Raw genomic sequence first — 16,973 nt, forward strand, 5'->3', positions numbered from 1 at the left:
GGTGCGGCGGACGCCGGCGCCGCGGCGCAGGCCGACGCCCCGGCGCCGGCCCCCGCTCCCGCGGACGGCTCGGCCGCCGGTGCCCCCGACGCCGCGGTCCCGACCCCCACGGACGGCTCCGCGGTCACCGCACCCGCCGACACGCCTGGCATGCTGGGCGCATGAGCGACGAGACCTCGCCGATCACCGTCCCCCACGGCATCCCCGCGATCGAGGCGGCCACCGAGGCCCCCCGGGTCCGGCAGCCCCACGTCCTGATCATCACCGGCATGTCCGGCGCGGGCCGCACCCGCGCGGGCGCCGTGCTGGAGGACATGGGCTGGTACGTCGTCGACAACCTGCCCGCGCAGATGCTCACGCACCTCGTCGGCATGCTGACCCACGGGGGGCCGCCGAGCGCCGACCTGCGGATCGCCGCGGTGGTCGACGTGCGCGGCCGGGAGTTCTTCGCCGACCTGCTGGCCGTGCTCGCGCAGCTCCGCGAGTCGGGCATCGACTACCGGATCCTGTTCCTCGACGCCTCGGACGAGGTGCTGGTCCGCCGGTACGAGCAGGTCCGCCGCCCGCACCCGCTGCAGGGCGAGGGCCGGATCCTCGACGGCATCGCCGCCGAGCGCACGCTGCTGGCGGACATCCGCGAGCGGGCGGACGTGCTGATCGACTCCTCCGAGACGAACGTGCACGAGCTCGGCCGGATCGTCCGCGCGGCCGTGTCGTCCGAGCAGGAGGCGGACGCGCTGCGCGTGAACGTGCTGTCGTTCGGGTTCAAGTACGGCATCCCGCTGGACGCCGACCACGTCGTCGACGTGCGGTTCCTCGCGAACCCGTACTGGATCACGGAGCTGCGGCACATGTCGGGCCGGGACGCCCCGGTGCGCGAGTACGTGCTCGGCCTGCCCGGCGCGGTCGACTTCGTGGACCGGTACGTCGACGCCCTGGAGCCCGTGCTCGCGGGCTACGTCGCCGAGGAGAAGCGCTACGTGACGATCGCGGTCGGCTGCACCGGCGGCAAGCACCGGTCGGTCGCGATCAGCGAGGCCATCGCTGAGCGGCTCCGGAGCAGGGGCCAGCGCGTGACCGTGGCCGCGCGCGACCTCGGCAAGGAATGAGCCCGTCCCGCGACGGGCACCCCGCGTTCGTCGCCCTGGGCGGCGGTCACGGGCTGTCCGCCTCCCTGTCGGCCCTGCGCCGGGTGACCGACCGGCTCACGGCGGTCGTGACCGTCGCGGACGACGGCGGGTCCTCGGGCCGGCTGCGCGACGAGCTCGACGTGCTGCCGCCCGGCGACCTGCGCATGGCGCTGTCCGCGCTGTGCGACGACTCCGACTGGGGCCGCACCTGGCGCGACGTGCTGCAGCACCGGTTCACCTCGAGCGGCGACCTCGACAACCACGCGGTGGGGAACCTGCTGATCGTGGCGCTCTGGGAGCTGCTGGGCGACACCGTCGACGGCCTCGACTGGGTCGGCCGGCTGCTCGGCGCGCGGGGGCGGGTGCTGCCGATGGCGGCCGTCCCGCTGGGCATCGAGGCGGACGTGCGGCGGCCGGACGGCCGGGTCGAGCTGGTCCGCGGCCAGAGCCACGTCGCCGTCGCGCGCGACCCGATCGAGGCGGTGCGGCTGGTGCCGGACCGCCCGCCGGCGCTCCCGGAGGCGGTGCTCGCCGTCGAGCGCGCGGACTGGGTCGTGCTCGGGCCGGGGTCCTGGTACACCTCCGTGATCCCGCACCTGCTGGTCCCGGACCTCGCCGACGCGCTGCACCACACCTCCGCGCGCCGCATCGCCCTGCTGAACCTCGACCCCGACGACGAGACGGCCGGGATGGGCCCGTGCGAGCACCTGGACGCCCTGCGGCAGCACGCGCCCGGGCTGCGCCTGGACGCGGTGATCGCCGACCCCGGCTCGGTGGAGGACGTCGACGAGCTCGAGGAGCGCACCCGCACCCAGGGCGGCCGGCTGCTGCTGCGCCAGGTGCGCCGCGGGGACGGCACGCCGCGGCACGACCCGCTGCGGCTGGCCGCGGCGATCAGCGACGTGGTCGAGGGCTATCTCGGCGACGTCGGCGCCCCTGACGGGATGGCAGGATGACCGCATGGCTCTGACGGCACAGGTGAAGGACGAGCTTGCGCGGCTCCAGGTCGACAAGACGTCGTGCCGGAAGGCGGAGGTGTCGGCGACGCTCCGGTTCGCGGGCGGGCTGCACATCATCTCGGGGCGGATCGTCATCGAGGCCGAGCTGGACACCGGGATGGCCGCGCGCCGGCTGCGCACGGCCATCGCCGAGGTCTACGGCCACCAGTCCGAGGTGATCGTCGTGTCCGGCGGCGGCCTGCGACGCGGCAACCGGTACGTGGTGCGGGTCGTCAAGGACGGGGAGTCGCTCGCGCGGCAGACCGGCCTGCTCGACAACCGCGGCCGCCCGGTGCGCGGCCTGCCCCCGCAGATCGTGTCCGCGGGCGTCCAGGAGGCCGAGGCGGCGTGGCGCGGGGCGTTCCTCGCGCACGGCTCGCTCACGGAGCCCGGGCGGTCGTCCGCGCTCGAGGTGACCTGCCCGGGTCCCGAGGCCGCGCTGGCGCTGGTCGGCGCGGCGCGGCGGATGCAGATCCCGGCGAAGGCGCGCGAGGTGCGCAACGTCGACCGCGTGGTGATCCGCGACGGCGACGCGATCGCCGCGATGCTCGCCCGGCTCGGCGCGCACGAGACGCTGCTGGTCTGGGAGGAGCGCCGGGTGCGGCGCGAGGTGCGCGGCACCGCGAACCGCCTGGCCAACTTCGACGACGCCAACCTGCGCCGGTCCGCCCGCGCGGCGGTGGCGGCGGGCGCCCGGGTCGAGCGCGCGTTCGAGATCCTCGGCCCCGACGTGCCCGAGCACCTGCGCGAGGCGGGGGAGCTGCGGCTCGCCCACAAGGAGGCCTCGCTGGAGGAGCTCGGCAAGCTCGCCGACCCCGTGCTCACCAAGGACGCCGTGGCCGGCCGGATCCGCCGCCTGCTGGCGACGGCCGACAAGAAGGCGGCCGACCTGGGCATCCCGGACACCGAGTCCGGGCTGAGCCCCGACCTGCTGGACCTCTAGCAGCCGTCGGGGCGGGGGAGCGGCCGCCCGCACCACGGACCACGGTCCCCCCGGCCTGACCTAGGTCCCTGCGCCACCCTGCGCTCGGGTATAGGCTCTAGGCCATCCGGAGATGTTCTGAGGGTCAAGATCGTGTGACCGCGGCGTTTCCGGAGCGCACACCGGCGTGCGCAGTCCATCACCGCAACAGTGTGCGCTGGCCTGTGCCGGCGCGTGCCGAGGAGGGCAAGTGACCATCAAGGTCGGCATCAACGGCTTCGGCCGCATCGGGCGCAACTTCTACCGGGCCATCGTGGCGTCGGGCGCCGACATCGAGATCGTCGGCGTCAACGACCTGACGGACAACCAGACGCTGGCTCACCTGCTCAAGTACGACACCGTGCTGGGCCGCTTCCCGCTGAGCGTCGACTTCGACGACGACAACATCATCGTCGACGGCAAGAACATCCGCGCCCTCGCGGAGCGCGACCCGGCCAACCTCCCCTGGGCCGAGCTCGGCGCCGACATCGTCATCGAGTCGACCGGCTTCTTCACGGACGCCGAGAAGGCCAAGGCGCACATCACCGCCGGTGCCAAGAAGGTCATCATCTCCGCCCCGGCGAAGAACGAGGACGGCACGTTCGTCGTCGGCGTGAACCACGAGTCGTACGACCCGGCCACGCAGCACATCATCTCGAACGCGTCGTGCACCACGAACTGCCTCGCCCCGCTCGCGAAGGCGCTCAACGACTCGATCGGCATCGAGCGTGGCCTCATGACCACGATCCACGCCTACACGGGTGACCAGAACCTGCAGGACGGCCCGCACCGCGACCTCCGCCGTGCCCGCGCCGCCGCGCAGAACATCGTCCCGACCTCGACCGGCGCCGCCAAGGCCGTCGCGCTCGTGCTGCCGGAGCTCAAGGGCAAGCTGGACGGCTACGCCCTGCGCGTCCCGACCATCACCGGCTCGGCCACCGACCTCACCTTCACCGCCTCCCGCGAGGTCACGGTGGACGAGGTCAACGCCGCGGTGAAGGCCGCCGCCGAGGGCCCGCTCAAGGGCGTCCTGGCGTACGTCACCGACGAGATCGTGTCCTCGGACATCGTCACCGACCCGCACCAGAGCATCTTCGACTCGAAGCTGACCAAGGTGATCGGCGACCAGGTGAAGGTCGTCTCCTGGTACGACAACGAGTGGGGCTACTCCAACTCGCTCGTCACCCTCACCTCCTACGTCGGCGAGCGTCTCTGACACCCGTCCGTCCGTAGCGACGGTCATGCGTCCGCGCACCGCCGGGGTCGGTCACTCGACCCCGGCGTGGCGCGGACGCTGCCATGTGGAGACCCTGACGCAAGCGAGGTAGGAGACGTTATGAAGACCATCGAGGACCTCGGCGACCTGCGCGGCAAGCGCGTGCTCGTCCGTTCCGACTTCAACGTGCCGCTCGACGGCACGACCATCACCGACGACGGCCGCATCCGCGCGGCGCTGCCGACGCTGCAGCGGCTCACGCAGGCCGGCGCCCGCGTCGTCGTGACCGCGCACCTCGGCCGCCCCAAGGGCGAGCCGGACGCGAAGTACTCCCTGGCGCCCGTCGCCGCCCGCCTCGGCGAGCTGCTCGGCCAGGACGTGACGCTGGCGGAGGACGTCGTCGGCGAGTCCGCCAAGGCGACCGTCGCCGCGCTCGAGGACGGCCAGGTGGCCCTGCTCGAGAACATCCGGTTCGACGCCCGCGAGACCTCCAAGGACGACGCCGTGCGCGGCGAGCTCGCGGACGAGCTGGCCCAGCTCGCCGACGCGTTCGTCTCCGACGGCTTCGGCGTCGTGCACCGCAAGCAGGCGTCGGTCTACGACGTCGCGCTGCGCCTGCCGCACGCCGCGGGCACGCTCGTGCTCGCCGAGGTCGAGGCCCTGCGCAAGGCCGTCGAGGACCCGGAGCGCCCCTACGTCGTCGTGCTCGGCGGCTCGAAGGTCTCCGACAAGCTCGGCGTGATCGCGAACCTGCTGACCAAGGCCGACAAGCTGCTCATCGGCGGCGGCATGGTCTTCACGTTCCTCAAGGCCCAGGGCCACGAGGTCGGCTCCTCGCTGCTCGAGGAGGACCAGGTCGAGACGGTCAAGGGCTACCTCGCCCAGGCGCAGGAGTCCGGCGTCGAGATCGTGCTGCCCGTCGACATCGTCGCGGCCGACGGCTTCGCCGCCGACGCCCCGCACGAGACCGTCGACGCGGACCAGATCCCGGCCGGCAAGATGGGCCTGGACATCGGCCCGCGGTCGGGCGAGCTGTTCCGCGACGCCATCCTCGGCGCGAAGACCATCGCCTGGAACGGCCCCATGGGCGTGTTCGAGTTCCCGGCGTTCGCCGAGGGCACCAAGGCCGTCGCGCAGGCGCTCGTCGACACCGACGGCTTCTCCATCGTCGGCGGCGGCGACTCGGCCGCGGCGGTCCGCCGCCTCGGCTTCGACGAGGCCGGCTTCGGCCACATCTCGACCGGCGGCGGCGCGTCGCTGGAGCTCCTCGAGGGCAAGACCCTCCCCGGCATCGCGGTCCTGGAGGACTGATCCACATGGCACGTACCCCCCTCATCGCGGGCAACTGGAAGCTCAACCTCGACCACCACGAGGCCGTGCACCTGGTGCAGAAGCTCGCGTGGACCCTGAAGGACGCCAAGCACGACTTCGGCACCGCCGAGGTCGTCGTCCTGCCGTCGTTCACCAACATCCGCTCCGTGCAGACCCTGGTCGACGCGGACAAGCTGGAGATCGGCTACGGCGCGCAGGACGTGTCCGCGCACGCCTCCGGCGCGTACACCGGCGAGGTCTCGGCGGCGCAGCTCGCCAAGCTCGGCGTCACCTACGTCGCGACCGGCCACTCGGAGCGCCGGGAGTACCACGGCGAGTCCGACGCGGTCGTGGCCGCCAAGACGGTCGCCGCGCTCGGCGCGGGCATCACCCCGATCGTCTGCGTCGGCGAGGGCCTGGAGATCCGCAAGGCGGGCACCCACGTCGAGTACACGCTGACCCAGCTCGAGGGCTCCCTGGCCGGCGTCACCGCCGAGCAGGCGCCGACCGTCGTCATCGCCTACGAGCCCGTCTGGGCCATCGGCACCGGCGAGGTCGCGACCCCCGAGGACGCGCAGGAGGTCTGCGAGGCCATCCGCGGCAAGCTCGCCGAGCTGTACTCGGCCGAGGTCGCCGACGCCGTCCGCGTGCTCTACGGCGGCTCGGTGAAGTCCGGCAACGCCGCGCAGATCATCGGCAAGCCCGACGTCGACGGCGCGCTCGTCGGCGGCGCCTCGCTCGACGCCGAGGAGTTCGCGAAGATCGCGCGCTTCCAGGAGCACGCCGGCGCCTGAGCCGGGCCCGGGGCGGGGCGCGCGGCGGCAGCACGCCGGCGCGCGCCCGGCCGACCGGGTGACGCGCCGCGGCGATCCGGCCTGTCGTGCTGGATTCCTGCGCCGCGCGTCGCCTACCCTGGACCGCGGTCCACCCGACGGACCCCGGCCGGGGTCCCCGACAGCTGAGAAGAGCCAGACACGCCGTGACAGCCCTCACCATCGCCCTCCAGGTCCTCCTGGTGGTCACGAGCCTGCTGCTCGTCCCGCTCGTCCTGCTGCACAAGGGCAAGGGTGGCGGCCTCTCCGACATGTTCGGCGGCGGCATCACCAGCAGCGCCGGGTCCTCCGGCGTGGCCGAGCGGAACCTGAACCGCATCACCGTGGGCGTCGCCCTGGTGTGGGCGGTCATCATCGTCCTGCTCGGTCTCATCGAGCGCGTGAGCTGAGGGAGACGACCTCATGGCGAGCGGAAGTGCGATCCGGGGGTCCCGCGTCGGCGCGGGCCCCATGGGCGAGGCCGAGCGCGGCGACGCCGCGCCCCGGGTGTGGATCTCCTACTGGTGCGCGAACGGCCACGAGACCCGTCCGAGCTTCGCGGAGGAGGCCGCTGCTGAGGCCCCCGAGACCTGGGACTGCCCGCGCTGCGGGTTCCCGGCCGGGCAGGACCAGGAGAACCCGCCGTCCCCGATGCGGAACGAGCCCTACAAGACCCACCTGGCCTACGTGAAGGAGCGCCGGTCCGCCGAGGACGGCGAGGCGATCCTGGACGAGGCGCTGGCCGCGCTCCGCGCCCGCCGGCGCGGCGGGGTGCGCTGACCCGCACCCGCACGCACGCACGACCCGCGAGGGCCCCGCAGCACGCGCTGCGGGGCCCTCGGCGCGTGAGCGCCCGCCCGGGCGCGCGGTGCAGCGCCCCGCGGCGAGGTCGAGGGCTTCCGCCGAGGTCGAGGGTTTCGAACCGCCTCGGACCGGTAAACCCTCGACCTCGGCGAGCGCGCGGGGCGCACTCCCGCCCGGCAGCCGCGCGAGGTCTCGGTTCCGCCCGAGGTCGACGGTTCCGCCGACCCTCTGGTGGCCGGAACCGACGACGTCGGCGGTACTGGTCCGCGGTTGGCGAGAGGGGCCGCGGGCGAAGCAGGGAGCGGGGGAGGCGGAGATGCGCGAGGGCCCCGCAGCCGGCGGCTGCGGGGCCCTCGCGCGTGCGGGTCGGAGCGCCCGGCTACGCCGCCCCGGGGGTGGCGCCGACCTCGGCCACCGCCGCGGCGTCGACCAGCCAGAGCGTCGCCTCCGTGCCGCGGGCGCCCGCGGCCGGGGTGGTCGACACGGGCGCGTCGGACAGCGCCGACGCGACCGCCGGGGCCTTCTCGGCGCCGGCCGCGACCACCCACACCTCGCGCGCCGCGCGGATCGACTCGAACGTGAGCGACACGCGCTCCGGCGGCGGCTTGGGGGAGCCGTGGATCCCGACGGTGGGGACGCCGGTGACGTCCACGCCCTCGTGCCCGGGGAACAGCGAGGCCACGTGCCCGTCCGGGCCCATGCCGAGCACGAGCACGTCGAACGTCGGGACGTCGGCCCCCTCGGGCGCGAACGCGGCGAGCTCGGCGGCGTAGGCCGCGGCCGAGTCCTCCGGGGTCGCGATGCCCGCGGCGGGGTCGAGCGGCCGCATCGGGTGCACGTTGGCCGCGGGGAGGGCGTCGCCGAGCGCGTCGATCAGCGCCTCGCGTGCCTGTGTCTCGTTCCGGTCGGCGTCGCCGTCGGCGAGGAACCGCTCGTCGCCCCACCACAGGTGCACGCCGGTCCAGTCGACGGCCCCGCGCGCGGGCGACCCCGCGACGGCGGCGAGCGTCTTGATGCCCACCGTCCCGCCGGTCAGCACGACGTGCACCGGAGCGGCGGCGGACTGCAGGTCGACGAGCCGGGTGATCAGCCGCGCGGCCGTGGCCTCCGCCAGGGTGTCCGCGTCCGGGTGCACGAGCACCGTGCGCGGGGCGCCGGTCACGCGCCCACCTTGGTCAGGCCCTTGCGCAGGACCTCGCCGTACACCTCGTCGGCGTCGAGCCGGCGGAGCTCCTCGGCCAGGCACTCCCGCAGCTGGCGGATCGGCAGCGCGATCCGGTGCTCGGGCTGGTCGGGCTGGCGCAGCGCGGCGGTCTTGCCGTCGGGCCGGTCCAGCACGATCGGGCCGGACCGGCGCTCGAGCCGGACCTGGGTGATCGCCGGGGCGTCGGCCTGCCGCTCGATGTCGACCGGGCAGTTGAGCGCCCAGCCCAGCCACGCCGCCATGAGGTCGACGGACGGGTGGGTGCTCTCGCCGGACACGACCGCGCGGGTGACGGGCTCGAACGGCGGCTGGTCCAGCGTCGCCGCGATGAGCCCGCGCCACAGGGTGGTCCGGGTCCACGCCAGGTCGGTGTCGCCCTCGGCGTAGCCGCCGGCGAGCCGGTGCAGGGCGTCGGACGGGTCGGTGCACTCGGTGCTGTCGGTGATCCGGCGGCGCGCGAGCTGGCCCAGCGGGTGCTGCGACGGGTCGTCGGGCACCTGGTACGGCCACCACGCCACGATCGGCGCGTCCGGCAGCAGCAGGGGGAGCACCAGGGTGTCCAGGTGCGCGGCCTGCGCGGCCGACGGGTGCAGGAGCACGACCTCGCTCGCGCCGGCGTCGCCGCCGAGCCGGATCTGCGCGTCGAGCTCGGAGTCGTCGCCCGAGGGGCGGGACTCGGTGAGCACGATCACGCGGCACGGGTGCTCGCGGCTGGCGTCGTTCGCCGCCTCGATCGCCGCCTCGGGGTCGTTGCTGCCGACGTCGATGATGAGGGTGAGCACGCGCCCGAGGGCGACGGCGCCGCCCTCCTCGCGCTCGGTGACCAGCCGCTTGTTGATGTCGCGGGTGGTCGTCTTGGGCAGGTCGATGATCACGGTCGCCTCCAGGTCCGTCCGTCGCGCTCCATCATGCGGTCGGCCGAATCCGGCCCCCAGGTCCCGGCGCGGTACGGCTCCGGCTTGCCCTTCGACGCCCAGTACTGGGTGATCGGGTCGAGGATCTTCCAGGAGAGCTCGACCTCCTCGTGCCGCGGGAAGAGCGGCGGGTCGCCGAGCAGGACGTCGAGGATGAGGCGCTCGTAGGCCTCCGGGGACGCCTCGGTGAACGAGTGGCCGTAGCCGAAGTCCATCGTGACGTCGCGGACCTCCATCGCCGTGCCCGGCACCTTGGCGCCGAACCGGAGGGTGACGCCCTCGTCGGGCTGCACGCGGATGACGAGCGCGTTCTTGCCGAGCTCCTCGGTCGCGGTCGACTCGAACGGCAGGTGCGGCGCCTTCTTGAACACGACGGCGATCTCGGTGACGCGGCGGCCGAGGCGCTTGCCGGTGCGCAGGTAGAACGGGACGCCGGCCCAGCGGCGGGTGTCCACGTCCACGCGGATGGCGGCGTAGGTCTCGGTGGTGGAGTTCGGGTCGAAGCCGCCCTCGTCCAGGTAGCCGACGACCTTCTCGCCGCCCTGCCAGCCCTCGGCGTACTGCCCGCGGGCGGTGTGCTTGCCGATGTCCTTGGGCACGCGCACCGCGGAGAGGACCTTGATCTTCTCGGCGGTGAGGTCCTGGGCGTCGAACGTGACCGGCTCCTCCATGGCCGTGAGGGCCAGGAGCTGCAGCAGGTGGTTCTGGATGACGTCGCGCGCGGCGCCGATCCCGTCGTAGTACCCGGCGCGGCCGCCGACGCCGATGTCCTCGGCCATCGTGATCTGCACGTGGTCGACGTAGTTCGCGTTCCAGATCGGCTCGAACATCTGGTTGGCGAACCGGAGGGCCAGCAGGTTCTGGACCGTCTCCTTGCCGAGGTAGTGGTCGATGCGGAACACGTCGTCCGGGTGGAACACCGAGGACACGACGTCGTTCAGCTCGCGCGCCGACTTCAGGTCGTGCCCGAACGGCTTCTCGATGACGACGCGGCGCCAGGCGTCCTCGACCGACTCGGACAGGCCGGAGCGGGCGAGCTGCTTGCAGACGACGGGGAACGCGCTCGGCGGGACCGACAGGTAGAACGCGTGGTTGCCGCCGGTGCCGCGCGACACGTCGAGGTCCTCGACGGTCTGCCGCAGCCGGTCGAACGCGTCGTCGTCGTCGAAGGTGCCCTGGACGAACCGGATGCCCTCGGACAGCTGGCGCCAGGTCGACTCGCGGAACGGGGTGCGCGCGTGCTCCTTCACGGAGTCGTGCACGATCTGCGCGAAGTCCTGGTCCTCCCAGTCGCGCCGGGCGAACCCGGTGAGCGCGAAGCCGGGCGGGAGCAGGCCGCGGTTGGTGAGGTCGTACACCGCGGGCATGAGCTTCTTGCGGGCGAGGTCGCCGGTCACCCCGAAGATCACCAGGCCCGAGGGCCCGGCGATCCGGGGGAGCCGGCGGTCGCGCGGGTCGCGGAGCGGGTTGTGCTCCGCGGTGACCTTCGCCGGCCTCACTCGCCCACCTGCTCCAGGCCGCCGCGGACGGTGTCGAGGAGCTCGGCCCAGGACTTCTCGAACTTGTCGACGCCCTCGCGCTCGAGCGCGTCGGTGACCTCGTCGATGTGGATGCCCAGGCCGGCCAGGCGGTCGATGACGTCCTGCGCCTCGGCCTGCGTGCCCGTGACGGTGTCGCCGCGGAAGTCGCCGTGGTCGAACACCGCCTGCAGCGTGGCCTCGGGCATCGTGTTGACGACGCCGGCGACGACGAGCTCGTCGACGTACCGGGTGTCGGGGTACGCCTTGTCCTTGACGCCGGTGGACGCCCAGAGCGGGCGCTGCGGCTTGGCGCCGGCGGCGGCGAGGGCCTGCCAGCGCTCGCCGGCGACGACCTCCTCGTAGACGCGGTAGGCGAGGCGGGCGTTGGCGATGGCCGCCTTGCCGCGCAGCTCGGCGGCCTCGGGCGAGCCGATCTCGTCCAGGCGCGGGTCGATCGCCGCGTCCACGCGGGACACGAAGAACGACGCGACCGAGGCGATCGGGGCGAGGTCGTGGCCGTTGGCCCGCGCCCGCTCGAGGCCCTCGACGAACGCGTCCAGCACGGCGCGGTACCGCTCGAGCGAGAAGATCAGCGTGACGTTGACGCTGATGCCGTCCGCGAGCACCTCGGTGATGGCCTGCAGGCCGTCGAGGGTCGCGGGGATCTTGATGAACAGGTTCGGGCGGTCGATGGTCGACCACAGCGCGCGCGCCGAGTCGACGGTGGCCTGCGCGTCGCGGGCGAGGCGCGGGTCGACCTCGATCGACACCCGGCCGTCCACGCCGTCGGTGGCGTCGTACACGGGGCGCAGCACGTCGGCCGCCTCGCGCACGTCGTCGGTCGTGATCGCGAAGACCGCGCCGTCCACGTCGGTGCCCTGCGCCCGCAGCTGCGCCAGCTGCTCGTCGTAGGACTCGCCCTTGGCCAGCGCGCTCGCGAAGATCGTCGGGTTGGTCGTGACCCCGACCACGCGGCGCTCGGCCACGAGGTCCTTCAGGTTCCCGGTGCGCAGCCGCTCCCGGGACAGGTCGTCCAGCCATACGGCGACGCCCGCGTCGGCCACCTGGTCGAGCGGCGTGATGCCCTCTGTCATCGTCGTGCCACCTCACTTCTCGCCCCGGACTCCGGGCCGGGACGTCGACGGTCGGGCCCGTCCTGACCAGGGCGGGCGCCGCTCACGCCCGGTCCTGTCTCCCCCGGAACCGGGCGTGCCGTTCGAGCCTAGACCCGCGGGGCGGGGGAGCGCCGGTCGGTCCGGCCCGCGACGCGCCGGGGCGACGGACGTCACACGACCGGGACCACGGTCCCAGGCGGTTCACGGCCGCATCTGCCGTCGAGGGGGCCGTACGATGGTCACCGATCATCCGCGGGGCCGTCGGGCCGGCGCGGCCGAGCGACGGGCGGAGGACCGGAGCGTGCGCACGATGAGCCCAGCCGCTCCCGCCGGGGCCTCGTCGCGACCCCGGTCCCAGGCCGGCACCCCGGCCGAGGGCGGCCGGAGCCCGTGGCGCCGTCGGCTCGCGGCGTACGTCGCGCTCACCAAGCCGCGCGTCATCGAGCTGCTGCTCGTCACCACGCTGCCGACGATGATCCTGGCCGAGGGCGGCTTCCCGTCCATCGGACTCGTGCTCGCCACGCTCGTCGGCGGCGCGGCCGCGGCCGGCTCGGCGAACGTCCTCAACTGCTACCTGGACCGCGACATCGACCAGGTGATGAACCGCACCAAGCGCCGGCCGCTCGTCACGGGGGAGATCACCCCGCGCGCCGCGCTGCTGTTCGGGCTCGGGCTGGGCGTCGCGTCGCTGCTGTGGCTCGCGCTGGTCGTGAACGTGCCGTCCGCCCTGCTGACCGGCGGCGCCATCCTCATCTACGTCGTCGGCTACACGATGATCCTCAAGCGGCGCACGCCGCAGAACATCGTGTGGGGCGGCGCGGCCGGCTGCATGCCCGTCCTGATCGGGTGGTCGTCGGTGACCGGCGGGCTGTCCTGGTCCGCGGTGCTGCTGTTCGGCGTGATCTTCTTCTGGACGCCGCCGCACTACTGGCCGCTGTCGATGAAGTTCCGCAAGGACTACGCCGCCGCCGGCGTGCCGATGCTGCCGGTCGTCGAGGCCGACACGAAGGTCGCGCGGCAGATGATCGCCTACACGCTGGCGATGATCGCGTGCTCGCTCCTGCTGGTCCCCGTCGCCGGGATGACCTGGGTGTACGCGCTCGTCGCGACCGTCCTCGGCGTGTGGTTCCTCTGGTCGAACATCGCGCTGTACCGTCGCGCCCAGGACCCGAGCCGCGGCAAGCTCCGCGCGATGTCGGTGTTCCACGGGTCGATCACGTACCTGTCGCTGCTGTCGGTCGCGGTGGCGGTCGACGTGTTCCTCCCGCTCTGACCCACCGAGCCGGCCGCGGGGAGGCGCCCGCATGACGGACGAGCAGCCGTCCGCGCCCGCGCTGCGCGCCGCCCTGGACGGGTACCTCGCGCACCTCGCCGTCGAGCGCGGGCTGTCCGCGAACACGCTGGCCGCCTACCGGCGGGACCTGACCCGGTACGTCGAGCACCTGGCCGCCGCCGGCCGCGCGTCCGTCGCCGACGTCGCGGAAGCCGACGTCGAGGACTTCCTCACCGCGGTGCGCACCGGCTCGGACGGCCGGGCGGTGCTGTCGGCGTCCTCCGCGAAGCGCGCCGTCGTCGCGGTGCGCGGGTGGCACAGGTTCGCCGTGCTGGAGGGCCTCACGGCCGCCGACCCCGCCCGCGCCGTGCGCCCGCCCAAGCAGTCCCAGGTGCTGCCCAAGGCCATCGGCACCGCCGAGGTGGAGCGGCTGCTCGAGGCCGCGTCGCTCGGCGACGGGCCCGTGCCGCTGCGGGACCGCGCGCTGCTCGAGCTCGTGTACTCGACGGGGGCTCGGATCTCCGAGGCGGTCGGGCTCGACGTCGACGACCTGGACCTGACCGAGGGCCGCGCCGCCGTCCGGCTGTTCGGCAAGGGCAGCAAGGAGCGGGTCGTCCCGGTCGGCGCGTACGCCGTCGAGGCGCTGGAGGCCTACCTGGTCCGCGCGCGCCCGGCGCTCGCCGCCGCGGGTCGCGGGGGAGCGGCGGTGTTCCTCAACAGCCGCGGCGCGCGGCTGTCGCGGCAGAGCGCCTGGGCGGTGCTGCGCACGGCCGCCGAGCGCGCCGGGCTGCCGGGCGCCGAGCACGTGTCGCCGCACACTCTGCGGCACTCGTTCGCCACCCACCTGCTGGCCGGCGGCGCGGACGTCCGGGTGGTCCAGGAGCTGCTCGGGCACGCCTCGGTGACGACCACGCAGATCTACACGAAGGTGACGCCGGACACGCTGCGGGAGGTCTACGCGACCAGCCACCCGCGCGCCAGGCGGGCCGGTGCCGCGCGGGCCGTCGCGGGCGCCGCGCGCACCGGCGCGGGAGACGGCTGACCGCCGCGCCGCTCCGGTAGGTTGTGCGGGTGGCACGCGAGGAGACGACCGAGATCGCAACCGACCCGGTGGGCAGGCCCCTGCCCGACTTCCCCGTCCCCGCGCCGCTCGCCGCCCACGGTCCTGCCCGCGTCATCGCGATGTGCAACCAGAAGGGCGGCGTCGGCAAGACGACCACCACGATCAACCTCGCCGCGGCCCTGGCCGAGTACGGCCGCCGGGTCCTGATCGTCGACTTCGACCCGCAGGGCGCGGCGTCGGTCGGCCTCGGCGCGAACCCGCACGAGCTCGACCGCACGGTCTACGACCTGCTCGTCGACCGGCACGCGCGCGTCCAGGACCTGATCCGGGCGACCGAGATCCCCGGGCTCGACCTGCTGCCGGCCAACATCGACCTGTCGGCCGCCGAGGTGCAGCTGGTCAGCGAGGTGGCGCGCGAGTCGATCCTGTCCCGCGTGCTGCGCCCGGTGCTCGACGACTACGACGTCGTGCTGGTCGACTGCCAGCCGTCGCTCGGCCTGCTGACGGTCAACGCGCTCACCGCGGCGCACGGCGTGCTCATCCCGCTGGAGTGCGAGTTCTTCGCGCTGCGCGGCGTGGCGCTGCTCGTCGAGACCATCGAGAAGGTCCGCGACCGGCTGAACCCCCGCCTCGAGGTCGACGGCATCCTGGCGACCATGTACGACCCCCGCACGCTGCACGCCCGCGAGGTCGTCGCCCGCGTGTACGAGGCGTTCGGCGACACGCTGCTGCACACGGTCATCGGCCGCACGGTGAAGTTCCCGGACGCGTCCGTCGCCGCGGAGCCGATCACCACGTACGCGCCGACGCACGCCGGGGCGCACGCGTACCGGCAGCTCGCGCGGGAGCTCGTCGCCCGTGGCGACGCCGCCTGAGACGGCGCCGACCGCCGGGGCCGACGCCGTCGCTGCCGCGCCCGAGGGAGCGCCCGCCGGGGACGCGCCCCGGGCCGGGTCGGGCGCGTTCGAGGTGCACCTGGAGAACTTCTCCGGGCCGTTCGACCTGCTGCTGGGGCTGATCTCCAAGCACAAGCTCGACATCACCGAGGTCGCGCTGGCCGCGGTGACGGACGAGTTCATCGCCTACATCCGCGCCGCCGAGCGCGCCGAGGCCGAGGGCGGCCGCCCGTGGGACCTCGGGCAGGCCTCGGAGTTCCTGCTGGTGGCCGCGACGCTGCTCGACCTCAAGGCCGCGCGGCTGCTGCCCGCCGGCGAGGTCGAGGACGCCGAGGACCTGGAGCTGCTCGAGGCGCGCGACCTGCTGTTCGCGCGGCTGCTGCAGTACCGGGCGTACAAGGTCGTGGCCGGCGACATCGGCACCCGGCTCACCGAGCAGGGCCGGCGGCTGCCGCGCACCGTGCAGCTGGAGCCGCACCTGGCCGCGATGCTGCCGGAGCTCATCTGGCAGATCGGGCCCCAGGAGCTCGCCGCGCTGGCCGCGAAGGCGCTCGCGCCGCCGCCGCCTCCGCCGGGGGTGGACATCAGCCACCTGCACGCACCCGCCGTCAGCGTGCGCGAGCAGGCCGCGGTGCTCGCGGACCGGCTGCGGCACGGCGGGGCGGCGTCGTTCCGCGCGCTCACGGCCGACGCGGACACCACGCTGCTGGTCGTGGCCCGGTTCCTCGCGCTGCTCGAGCTGTTCCGGGAGGGCGCTGTGGCGTTCGACCAGGTCACGCCGCTCGGTGAGCTGACCGTGCGGTGGACCGGGGCCGAGGTCGGGGACGTGGCGGTGGCGTCGGACTTCGACGAGGCGGACGACGGGGCAGGGCCGGTGCTGCCGGCGACGCCGGAGGACGAGGGGGACGGGGCATGACCGACGACACGACGGCCGCGGCACCCGCGGACCTGGCGCCGGACGACCTGGCGCCGGACGACCTGGCGCCCGACGGGCTCGGCGAGGGCGAGCTGCCCCCGGAGCCCGAGGCCGACGCGCCCGACGTGCACGACCTCCCCGGCGGCGCCCTCGCCGCGCTGGAGGCCGTGCTGATGGTGGCCGACGAGCCGATCCCGGCTGTGCGCCTCGCCACGGTGCTGGGCCTGCCGACCGGCGAGGTCGTCGACCTGCTGCGCACCCTCGCGGAGGAGTACCGCGGCGAGCACGGCGGCCGACCGCGCGGGTTCGAGCTGCGCCAGGCCGGGGAGGGCTGGCGGATCTACTCGGCGCCGGCGTTCCACCAGGTCGTCGGGCAGTTCGTGCTGGACGGGCAGACCGCCCGGCTCACCCAGGCGGCGCTGGAGACCCTGGCCGTGATCGCGTACCGGCAGCCGGTCACGCGCGGGCAGGTCTCGGGCGTGCGCGGGGTCAACGTGGACGGCGTGGTGCGCACGCTCACGGCCCGCGGTCTGGTCGCCGAGGCCGGCACCGACCCGGGGTCGGGTGCGCTGCTGTACCGGACCACGGGATACTTCCTCGAGCGGATGGGCCTCACGAGCCTCGACGAGCTGCCCCCGCTCGCCCCGTACCTGCCCGAGATCGACGCGTTCGACGGGCTGGACGGGGCCGCAGTGACGACAGGAGACGTGTGATGAGTGCAGCAGGGCAGGGCGGCCGCGGCCGCGGCGGCGCCGGTGGTGGCGGCCGCGGGACCGGCGGGGCCGGCGGTCGGTCGGGGGCCGGGCGCGGCGGCGCCGGGCGGTCCGGCGGCGGCGCCGG

17 protein-coding genes are annotated in these 16,973 nt (G+C 74.2%); 13 read left to right on the top strand and 4 right to left on the bottom strand.

Annotated elements, in window-relative coordinates; translation table 11 throughout:
- The first annotated feature begins 161 nt into the window (after window positions 1-161).
- The 8 genes from rapZ to Cpa01nite_RS01330 all read left to right on the top strand — a co-directional run bounded on the left by rapZ (window position 162) and on the right by Cpa01nite_RS01330 (window position 7,208).
- The gene (rapZ, locus tag Cpa01nite_RS01295) at window positions 162-1,109 is read left to right on the top strand and encodes an RNase adapter RapZ (protein WP_203666932.1); all 948 of its coding nucleotides are present in this window, start codon (window positions 162-164) and stop codon (window positions 1,107-1,109) included.
- Window positions 1,106-2,086 (top strand): gluconeogenesis factor YvcK family protein, encoded by a 981-nt coding sequence (locus Cpa01nite_RS01300; protein WP_203666933.1) that lies wholly within the window; start codon window positions 1,106-1,108, stop codon window positions 2,084-2,086. The genes rapZ and Cpa01nite_RS01300 overlap by 4 nt, the downstream gene beginning before the upstream one ends.
- A gap of 4 nt (window positions 2,087-2,090) precedes the next feature.
- On the top strand, window positions 2,091-3,071 hold the full coding sequence (gene whiA / locus Cpa01nite_RS01305) for a DNA-binding protein WhiA (RefSeq protein ID WP_203666934.1): 981 nt from the start codon (window positions 2,091-2,093) through the stop codon (window positions 3,069-3,071).
- 229 nt (window positions 3,072-3,300) lie between these two features.
- On the top strand, window positions 3,301-4,305 hold the full coding sequence (gene gap, locus Cpa01nite_RS01310) for a type I glyceraldehyde-3-phosphate dehydrogenase (RefSeq protein WP_203666935.1): 1,005 nt from the start codon (window positions 3,301-3,303) through the stop codon (window positions 4,303-4,305).
- Between the two features lie 120 nt (window positions 4,306-4,425).
- Window positions 4,426-5,616, top strand: coding sequence for a phosphoglycerate kinase (locus Cpa01nite_RS01315; RefSeq protein ID WP_203666936.1), 1,191 nt, complete (start codon window positions 4,426-4,428; stop codon window positions 5,614-5,616).
- 5 nt (window positions 5,617-5,621) lie between these two features.
- Window positions 5,622-6,410: a triose-phosphate isomerase gene (gene tpiA / locus Cpa01nite_RS01320; protein ID WP_203666937.1), complete on the top strand. Its 789-nt coding sequence runs from the start codon at window positions 5,622-5,624 to the stop codon at window positions 6,408-6,410.
- A 185-nt stretch (window positions 6,411-6,595) separates the two neighbouring features.
- Window positions 6,596-6,838, top strand: coding sequence for a preprotein translocase subunit SecG (gene secG, locus Cpa01nite_RS01325; protein ID WP_203666938.1), 243 nt, complete (start codon window positions 6,596-6,598; stop codon window positions 6,836-6,838).
- Window positions 6,839-6,851: 13 nt separating this feature from the next.
- Complete coding sequence (locus Cpa01nite_RS01330) at window positions 6,852-7,208, top strand: RNA polymerase-binding protein RbpA (RefSeq protein WP_203666939.1); 357 nt, start codon at window positions 6,852-6,854, stop codon at window positions 7,206-7,208.
- 403 nt (window positions 7,209-7,611) lie between these two features.
- On the opposite strand, the gene pgl is transcribed toward Cpa01nite_RS01330, so the two are convergent.
- The 4 genes from pgl to tal are packed head-to-tail and all read right to left on the bottom strand — an operon-like array spanning window position 7,612 to window position 11,964.
- Window positions 7,612-8,394, bottom strand: coding sequence for a 6-phosphogluconolactonase (gene pgl, locus Cpa01nite_RS01335; RefSeq protein ID WP_203666940.1), 783 nt, complete (start codon window positions 8,392-8,394; stop codon window positions 7,612-7,614).
- Window positions 8,391-9,311, bottom strand: a complete 921-nt coding sequence (locus tag Cpa01nite_RS01340; protein ID WP_203666941.1) for a glucose-6-phosphate dehydrogenase assembly protein OpcA — start codon at window positions 9,309-9,311, stop codon at window positions 8,391-8,393. The genes pgl and Cpa01nite_RS01340 overlap by 4 nt, the downstream gene beginning before the upstream one ends.
- Window positions 9,308-10,849, bottom strand: coding sequence for a glucose-6-phosphate dehydrogenase (zwf, locus tag Cpa01nite_RS01345; protein WP_203666942.1), 1,542 nt, complete (start codon window positions 10,847-10,849; stop codon window positions 9,308-9,310). The genes Cpa01nite_RS01340 and zwf overlap by 4 nt, the downstream gene beginning before the upstream one ends.
- Window positions 10,846-11,964 carry a transaldolase gene (gene tal / locus Cpa01nite_RS01350; RefSeq protein WP_203666943.1) on the bottom strand — a complete coding sequence of 373 codons (1,119 nt, stop codon included), beginning with the start codon at window positions 11,962-11,964 and terminating at the stop codon, window positions 10,846-10,848. Before tal ends, zwf begins: the two co-directional genes overlap by 4 nt.
- A 331-nt stretch (window positions 11,965-12,295) precedes the next feature.
- Here tal and Cpa01nite_RS01355 point away from each other — a divergent pair, with 331 nt between their 5' ends.
- Genes Cpa01nite_RS01355 through scpB form a run of 5 tightly spaced genes read left to right on the top strand, consistent with a single transcriptional unit; the run spans window position 12,296 to window position 16,846 of the window.
- Window positions 12,296-13,258, top strand: coding sequence for a heme o synthase (locus tag Cpa01nite_RS01355; protein WP_203666944.1), 963 nt, complete (start codon window positions 12,296-12,298; stop codon window positions 13,256-13,258).
- 31 nt (window positions 13,259-13,289) lie between these two features.
- Window positions 13,290-14,300: a site-specific tyrosine recombinase XerD gene (gene xerD, locus Cpa01nite_RS01360; protein WP_203666945.1), complete on the top strand. Its 1,011-nt coding sequence runs from the start codon at window positions 13,290-13,292 to the stop codon at window positions 14,298-14,300.
- A gap of 29 nt (window positions 14,301-14,329) precedes the next feature.
- Window positions 14,330-15,196 (top strand): ParA family protein, encoded by an 867-nt coding sequence (locus Cpa01nite_RS01365; RefSeq protein WP_203666946.1) that lies wholly within the window; start codon window positions 14,330-14,332, stop codon window positions 15,194-15,196.
- Entirely contained in the window at window positions 15,180-16,133 is a 954-nt protein-coding gene (locus Cpa01nite_RS01370) for a segregation and condensation protein A (protein ID WP_203666947.1), read from the top strand. Before Cpa01nite_RS01365 ends, Cpa01nite_RS01370 begins: the two co-directional genes overlap by 17 nt.
- Window positions 16,130-16,846, top strand: a complete 717-nt coding sequence (gene scpB / locus Cpa01nite_RS01375; protein ID WP_203666948.1) for an SMC-Scp complex subunit ScpB — start codon at window positions 16,130-16,132, stop codon at window positions 16,844-16,846. The genes Cpa01nite_RS01370 and scpB overlap by 4 nt, the downstream gene beginning before the upstream one ends.
- Window positions 16,847-16,973: the final 127 nt, after the last annotated feature.

Origin of the sequence: Cellulomonas pakistanensis (assembly GCF_016862755.1) — a bacterium.
In the GTDB taxonomy this organism is placed as follows: domain Bacteria; phylum Actinomycetota; class Actinomycetes; order Actinomycetales; family Cellulomonadaceae; genus Cellulomonas; species Cellulomonas pakistanensis.

Bases quoted from the DNA above. Each gene is read 5' to 3' on its own strand.
- scpB (WP_203666948.1), top strand. From the start codon at position 16,130: ATGACCGACGACACGACGGCCGCGGCACCCGCGGACCTGGCGCCGGAC.
- Cpa01nite_RS01300 (WP_203666933.1), top strand. From the start codon at position 1,106: ATGAGCCCGTCCCGCGACGGGCACCCCGCGTTCGTCGCCCTGGGCGGC.
- Cpa01nite_RS01330 (WP_203666939.1), top strand. From the start codon at position 6,852: ATGGCGAGCGGAAGTGCGATCCGGGGGTCCCGCGTCGGCGCGGGCCCC.
- xerD (WP_203666945.1), top strand. From the start codon at position 13,290: ATGACGGACGAGCAGCCGTCCGCGCCCGCGCTGCGCGCCGCCCTGGAC.
- rapZ (WP_203666932.1), top strand. From the start codon at position 162: ATGAGCGACGAGACCTCGCCGATCACCGTCCCCCACGGCATCCCCGCG.
- whiA (WP_203666934.1), top strand. From the start codon at position 2,091: ATGGCTCTGACGGCACAGGTGAAGGACGAGCTTGCGCGGCTCCAGGTC.
- Cpa01nite_RS01355 (WP_203666944.1), top strand. From the start codon at position 12,296: ATGAGCCCAGCCGCTCCCGCCGGGGCCTCGTCGCGACCCCGGTCCCAG.
- Cpa01nite_RS01315 (WP_203666936.1), top strand. From the start codon at position 4,426: ATGAAGACCATCGAGGACCTCGGCGACCTGCGCGGCAAGCGCGTGCTC.
- tpiA (WP_203666937.1), top strand. From the start codon at position 5,622: ATGGCACGTACCCCCCTCATCGCGGGCAACTGGAAGCTCAACCTCGAC.
- tal (WP_203666943.1), bottom strand. From the start codon at position 11,964: ATGACAGAGGGCATCACGCCGCTCGACCAGGTGGCCGACGCGGGCGTC.